Genomic DNA, 5292 nt, shown 5'->3' on the forward strand with positions numbered 1-5292 from the left:
CGGCGCCAGCCGGGCCGAGGCACGCTTCGGCGCCGGCCGGGTCCGCGCCCTCTGACCACGCACGAGCGCGCGGCCGGGTCGGTCGCCCGGCCGCGCCATCACCGCACCCGTCAGCCGCGTTCCTCCGGCAGGTCGGTGTCGTCGCCGCGCGACCGCCGCAGCCGCCGGCCCCGGCGCACCAGCATCGCCTGCTTCTCAGCGGACTTCTCGATCTTCCGCGTGTCGCGCGGCGGCAGCTGGATGGACTCCTCGGCCGGCAGCCCCGCCTGCAACTCCCGCGCCCGCTCGGTCTCGGCGTCGAACTCGGCGCCGAACAGCAGCGCCAGGTTGGTCAGCCACAGCCACAGCAGGAAGACGACCACTCCGGCCAGCGAGCCGTAGGTCTTGTTGTAGCTGCCGAAGTTGGCCACGTAGATCCCGAACGCGGCCGAGCCGAGTGCCCAGACGACGATCGCGATGACCGCGCCCATGCTGATCCAGCGGAACTTCGGCTGGCGGACGTTGGGCGTACCCCAGTACAGGATCGCCACGATCACCACGACCACCAGCACCAGCACCGGCCACTTGGCGATGTTCCACACCGTCACGGCGGTGTCGCCGAGGCCGACGGCGTCGCCGATCGCCCGCGCCACGGGCCCGCTGACCACCAGCATCACCGCGACGGCCAGCACGAGCAGCATCGTCAGCAGCGTGATGGCGAGCATCGCCGGGCGCAGCTTCCAGAACGGCCGGCCCTCCTGGACGTCGTAGACCCGGTTCATCGCCCGCCCGAAGGCGTCGACGTAGCCGGACGCCGACCAGAGCGCGGCCAGCAGACCTATGACCAGCGCCCAGCCGGCGCCCGGAGCTTTCGTGAGCTGTTCGATCGGGCCTTGGACGTCCGAGGTGACCAGCGACGGAGCGATGTCCTGGACGATCTGCATCAGCTGGTCGGTGGTGCGCTGGCTGTCCTGGCCGATCAGCGCGGGGAGCGCGGCCAGCGCCACCAGTGCCGGGAACAGCGACAGCATCGCGTAGTACGTGAGGGCGGCCGCCTGATCCGGGCACTCGTCGTCGAGGAACTCGCGGACGGTCCGCCGGGCGACGTAACCCCACGAGGGCTTGGTCAGCTGAGTGGGGCTGTCCGGCTTGCGTTCGTCGTCCGGGGCCGGCCCCGCGGGGGCGCCCCGTCCCCGTGTCTCCGTCGCCATGGTGGCATCCCCCTAGTGGCGTCGCTTCCAGGCGACGGCGCCCGCGACGCCGGCCACGACCACCGTCGCGCCCGCGGCGATCATCGTCACCGGCCGCATGGCCAGCATCTTGACCGTCCGGGCCATCGAGCCGGCCTTGTCGCGCACCGTCGACAGCTTCTCCTGCGCCTGGCTGCGCACGTCGAGCTTGTGCGAGAGCGCCTCGACGGTCCTGCCGAGGTCGGCCCGGGTCCGCTCGATGTGCTTCTCGATCTCCTCCGGCTTCGCGCCCTTCGGCGGCTCGCCGGTCTTCATCGTGTTCTTCATCGTCGTGGCCATCAGTGCCTGATCTCCTTCAGCTCCTCGACGTCGCGCTTGACGTTCTCGACGGTGCGCTCGGGCGTCGGCGACGCCTGCTTCGTCTCGCCGCGGCCGATCATCGCGACGATGCCGGCCAGGACGAACAGCGCGGCGGCGACGATCAGCGCCGAGGCCCACACCGTCAGGTCGGTCAGCGACAGCGCCGCGATGGCCGCGGTCACCAGCGCACCCATCCCGAAGAACGCCAGCAGCCCGGCACCGCCGTACAGGCCGACGCCGATTCCGGCGTGCTTGGCCTTCTGCGACATCTCGGCCTGGGCCAGCCGCATCTCGTCGCGGATCAGGTGCGAGGTCTGCTCCGAGAACTGACGGACCAGCTCCGCGACGGACCGGTCATCCTGGCTGCGGGTAATGTCCGTTGCGGCCATGGGTCCCCACCTCCGTGATGTCGGAGTCGTGCCGCTGCACCGTCGACCGCACCTTGTCGGTGGCGCGGGACGCCGCGTCGGTGAGTTTCTCCTGGATCTCCGGCGCCCGGGCCTTCACGGCCTCCTGCGCTTCAGAGACCTTCTGCTGCACCTTCGGGTCGTGCCACAGTGCGTCGGCGCGTCCCTTCAGCTGCTCGTAGCGCTGCCGTCCGGCACGAGTGCCGAGGACGTACCCGACCGCGGCGCCGGCCAGGAGGATCAGCTTTCCCTTCATGGTCCCTCCCTGGGTTCTCGCCGTTGACAGGCGGTTACCCCATAGGGACCTGCGTATGCCGGGCGTCGCCCGAGGTCACGAACGCCCGGAAAATCGGCTATGCGAGGTTGGTCCCACTCGTGGTGTCGATGATGAACGCGAGCGTGAACGCCTCGTCGCGCCAGGCGTCGTACCGGCCGGACGGGCCGCCGTGGCCGGCGCCCATCTCCGTCTTCAGCAGGAGCGGACGGTCACCGGTGGCCGTCGCGCGCAGCCTGGCCACCCACTTCGCCGGCTCGTGGTAGCCGACCCGCGGGTCGTTCAGCCCGGCGGTCGCCAGGATCGCGGGATAGGGCCGCGCCTCGACGTTCTCGTAGGGCGAGTACGACTTCATGTAGGCGTACACCTCGGCCGACTCGACCGGGTTGCCCCACTCCTCCCACTCGACGACGGTCAGCGGCATCGTGGGGTCGAGGATGGTGTTGAGGGCGTCGACGAACGGCACCTCGCCCACCAGCGTGGCGAACGTCGACGGCGCGAGATTGGCGACGGCGCCGATGAGCAGGCCGCCGGCGCTGCCGCCGCGTCCGGCCAGCCGGTCGTGCGACGTCCAGCCGGCCGCGACCAGGTGCTCGCCGCAGGCGACGAAGTCGGTGAACGTGTTCGTCTTGTGCAGCAGCTTGCCGTCCTCGTACCAGCGCCGGCCCAGCTCACCGCCGCCGCGGACGTGCGCGATGGCGAACACGTAGCCGCGGTCCAGCAGCGAGAGCCGGGCGATGGAGAACCACGGGTCCATCGACGCCTCGTAGGAGCCGTAGCCGTACAGCACGCACGGCGCCGTGCCGTCGCGCGGGGTGTCGCGCCGCTTGACCAGCGAGATCGGGACGCGGGTGCCGTCGGGCGCGGTGGCCCACTCGCGCACCGACTCGTAGACCGAGAGGTCGACGCCGCCGAGGACCGGCTGCCGCTTGCGCAGCGTGAGCTCACCGCCGGCGACGTCGTAGTCGTAGACCGAGCTCGGCGTGGTGAGCGAGGCATAGCCGAGACGGAACACCGTCGTGTCGAACTCCGGGTTGCTGCCGGGCCGGACGGTGCGCACCGGCTCGGCGAACTCGATGTCGCGCCCCGGCCCGGCGACGGCGCCGTCGGCCAGCGTCAGGACGTGCAGCTCGGTGCGGCCGTCGCGGCGCATGGACACGACCAGGTGGCCGGCGAACGCGTCGACGCCGGTGACCCGGACGCCGGGGGTGTGCGGCAGCACCGGCCGCCAGTTCTCCCGGCCGGGGGCGTCGGCCGGCGCGACGACCAGCTCGAAGTCGGCGGCGTCCTTGTTGTGCACGATGTAGAAGGAGTCGCCGGTGTGGTCCAGCGAGTACTCGACGCCCTGCTCGCGGGGCTGGACGACGCGGAACTCGCCCTGCGGGTCAGTGGCCGGCAGCACCCACGTCTCGCTGGTGATCTGGCTGCCCAGCTCGATGACGACGTACTGCTCGCTGCGGGTGAGCCCGACGCCGGCGAAGAACCGCTCGTCGGTCTCCTCGTGCACGATGACGTCGTCGGCCGCCGCGGTGCCCAGCAGGTGCCGCCACACGCGGAACGGCCGCATGGCGTCGTCGACGGTGGTGTAGAAGAGCGCGCTGCCGTCGGCGGCCCAGGCCGAGCCGTAATAGGTGCCGGGCACCTCGTCGGGCAGCGTGGCGCCGGTCTCGAGGTCCTTGAACCGCAGCGTGTACTTCTCGCCGCCGTCGAAGTCGGTGGAGAACGCCAGCAGCCGGCCGTCCGGGCTGACGTCGAACGTGCCCAGAGCGAAGTAGGGGGAGTCGCCGGCCAGCTCGTTCTGGTCGAGCAGCACCACCTCGTCGGCGGGCGAGACGATCGGTTCGGCCGGGTCGGCCGGCAGTGCCGGCTCGGTGCGCGAGCGGCAGTGGATGGGGTACTGGCTGCCCTCGAGCGTGCGGGTGTAGTACCACCAGCCGTGGTGCCGCGTCGGCACGGAGAGGTCGGTCTCGAGCGTGCGGCTCTTGATCTCGTCGAAGATCTCGTCCTGCAGCGCCTTCGTGTGCGCCGTCGCCGCCTGCGTGAAGGTGTTCTCGGCCTCGAGGTAAGCGACGGTGTCGGGATCGTCGCGGTCCTTCAGCCAGGCGTACTCGTCGACGACGGTGTCGCCGTGGACGGTCCGCTCGGTCGGGACCTGCTTCGCCACGGGCGGCGCGGGGATCTCCGTCATGAGCCCGACCGTACCGCACCGGATGGTGGTCCAATTTGTTCTATTAGAGCTAGAACAATACAATCGACGTGTGCTCATCCGACTCGACCCGGCGTCCGCCGAGCCGCTCTTCGCCCAACTGGCCGCGGCGGTGCGGGGCGCCATCGCGCGCGGCGACGTGGCGGCGGGCGAACGGCTGCCCAGTGCGCGTGTGCTGGCCGAGTCGCTCGGGCTGAACGTCCACACGGTCCTGCACGGCTATCAGCAGCTGCGGGACGAAGGGCTCGTGGAGCTGCGTCGCGGCCGCGGCGCGGTGGTCACCGAGGCCGGCGCGTCCGGCCTCGCGCGGCTGCACGAGGCGGTCGCCGGCGTGGTCGCCGAGGCGCACCGGCTGGGGCTGAGCGCCGACGAGCTCACCGCACTGATCCGGAGGGAGTACTCATGACCGAGCAGACGACGGGTGGACCCGGCCGCGGCGTTCTGGCGCGGGCGCTGCTGGCGGGCGCCGGGCTGCCGATCGTGATCGGTGCGGCGGGTGCCGCGCTCGTGCTGAGCTGGCGCGACGAGCTGCCGGCGCGGGTGGCCAGTCACTGGGGCGCCGACGGGACGGCCGACGGCTTCAGCTCCGTGTCCACCGTGGCCTGGCTGGCCGGTGGGTTCGCCGCAGCGTTCGCCGTCATCGGGCTGGCGCTGGTGCTCGCGGTCCGGGCCGACGCCACCGTGACCCGGGTTGTCGCGGCCACCACGGCCGGCACGACGGCGTTCGTGACGGCGCTCGCCGTGCTGCTCACGGAGCGGCAGCGCGGGCTGGCCGACGCCGCCGGCGTCGAGCTGGCCGGCACGGCGATCGCCGGCGCACTGGCCGCCGGTGTCGCCGTCGCGGCGCTCGCGGCCGTGCTGGTGCCGCGGCGGACC

At 71.8% G+C, this 5292-nt stretch carries 7 protein-coding genes; 2 read left to right on the forward strand and 5 right to left on the reverse strand.

All coding sequences use genetic code 11. The annotated features are described in order from the left end of the window. Nucleotides 1-110: 110 nt before the first annotated feature. From DY240_RS08275 to DY240_RS08295, 5 genes are all read right to left on the reverse strand, one after another. The gene (locus tag DY240_RS08275) at nt 111-1190 is read right to left on the reverse strand and encodes a YihY/virulence factor BrkB family protein (protein WP_119659466.1); all 1080 of its coding nucleotides are present in this window, start codon (nt 1188-1190) and stop codon (nt 111-113) included. A gap of 12 nt (nt 1191-1202) precedes the next feature. Then, entirely contained in the window at nt 1203-1508 is a 306-nt protein-coding gene (locus tag DY240_RS08280; RefSeq protein WP_199701079.1) for a DUF3618 domain-containing protein, read from the reverse strand. Continuing rightward, nucleotides 1508-1918 carry a phage holin family protein gene (locus DY240_RS08285; RefSeq protein WP_119659467.1) on the reverse strand — a complete coding sequence of 137 codons (411 nt, stop codon included), beginning with the start codon at nt 1916-1918 and terminating at the stop codon, nt 1508-1510. The genes DY240_RS08280 and DY240_RS08285 overlap by 1 nt, the downstream gene beginning before the upstream one ends. After that, nucleotides 1884-2192: a YtxH domain-containing protein gene (locus DY240_RS33215; RefSeq protein ID WP_119659468.1), complete on the reverse strand. Its 309-nt coding sequence runs from the start codon at nt 2190-2192 to the stop codon at nt 1884-1886. Before DY240_RS33215 ends, DY240_RS08285 begins: the two co-directional genes overlap by 35 nt. A 97-nt stretch (nt 2193-2289) precedes the next feature. Next, the gene (locus DY240_RS08295) at nt 2290-4398 is read right to left on the reverse strand and encodes a S9 family peptidase (RefSeq protein ID WP_119659469.1); all 2109 of its coding nucleotides are present in this window, start codon (nt 4396-4398) and stop codon (nt 2290-2292) included. Nucleotides 4399-4468: 70 nt separating this feature from the next. Between DY240_RS08295 and DY240_RS08300 the strand changes: the two genes are divergently transcribed. Together DY240_RS08300 and DY240_RS31330 are read left to right on the forward strand one after the other, a co-directional pair. Further along, nucleotides 4469-4822 (forward strand): GntR family transcriptional regulator, encoded by a 354-nt coding sequence (locus DY240_RS08300; RefSeq protein ID WP_119659470.1) that lies wholly within the window; start codon nt 4469-4471, stop codon nt 4820-4822. Next, on the forward strand, nt 4819-5292 hold a 474-nt coding region (locus DY240_RS31330; protein WP_147375237.1), incomplete at its 3' end, for a DUF1648 domain-containing protein. The genes DY240_RS08300 and DY240_RS31330, both read left to right, overlap by 4 nt.

This window comes from Jiangella rhizosphaerae, from assembly GCF_003579925.1.
Classification (GTDB): Bacteria; Actinomycetota; Actinomycetes; order Jiangellales; family Jiangellaceae; genus Jiangella; species Jiangella rhizosphaerae.

Coding starts and splice junctions, on each gene's coding strand:
- DY240_RS08275 (WP_119659466.1), bottom strand. CDS start 1,190: ATGGCGACGGAGACACGGGGACGGGGCGCCCCCGCGGGGCCGGCCCCG.
- DY240_RS08280 (WP_199701079.1), bottom strand. CDS start 1,508: ATGGCCACGACGATGAAGAACACGATGAAGACCGGCGAGCCGCCGAAG.
- DY240_RS08285 (WP_119659467.1), bottom strand. CDS start 1,918: ATGGCCGCAACGGACATTACCCGCAGCCAGGATGACCGGTCCGTCGCG.
- DY240_RS33215 (WP_119659468.1), bottom strand. CDS start 2,192: ATGAAGGGAAAGCTGATCCTCCTGGCCGGCGCCGCGGTCGGGTACGTC.
- DY240_RS08295 (WP_119659469.1), bottom strand. CDS start 4,398: ATGACGGAGATCCCCGCGCCGCCCGTGGCGAAGCAGGTCCCGACCGAG.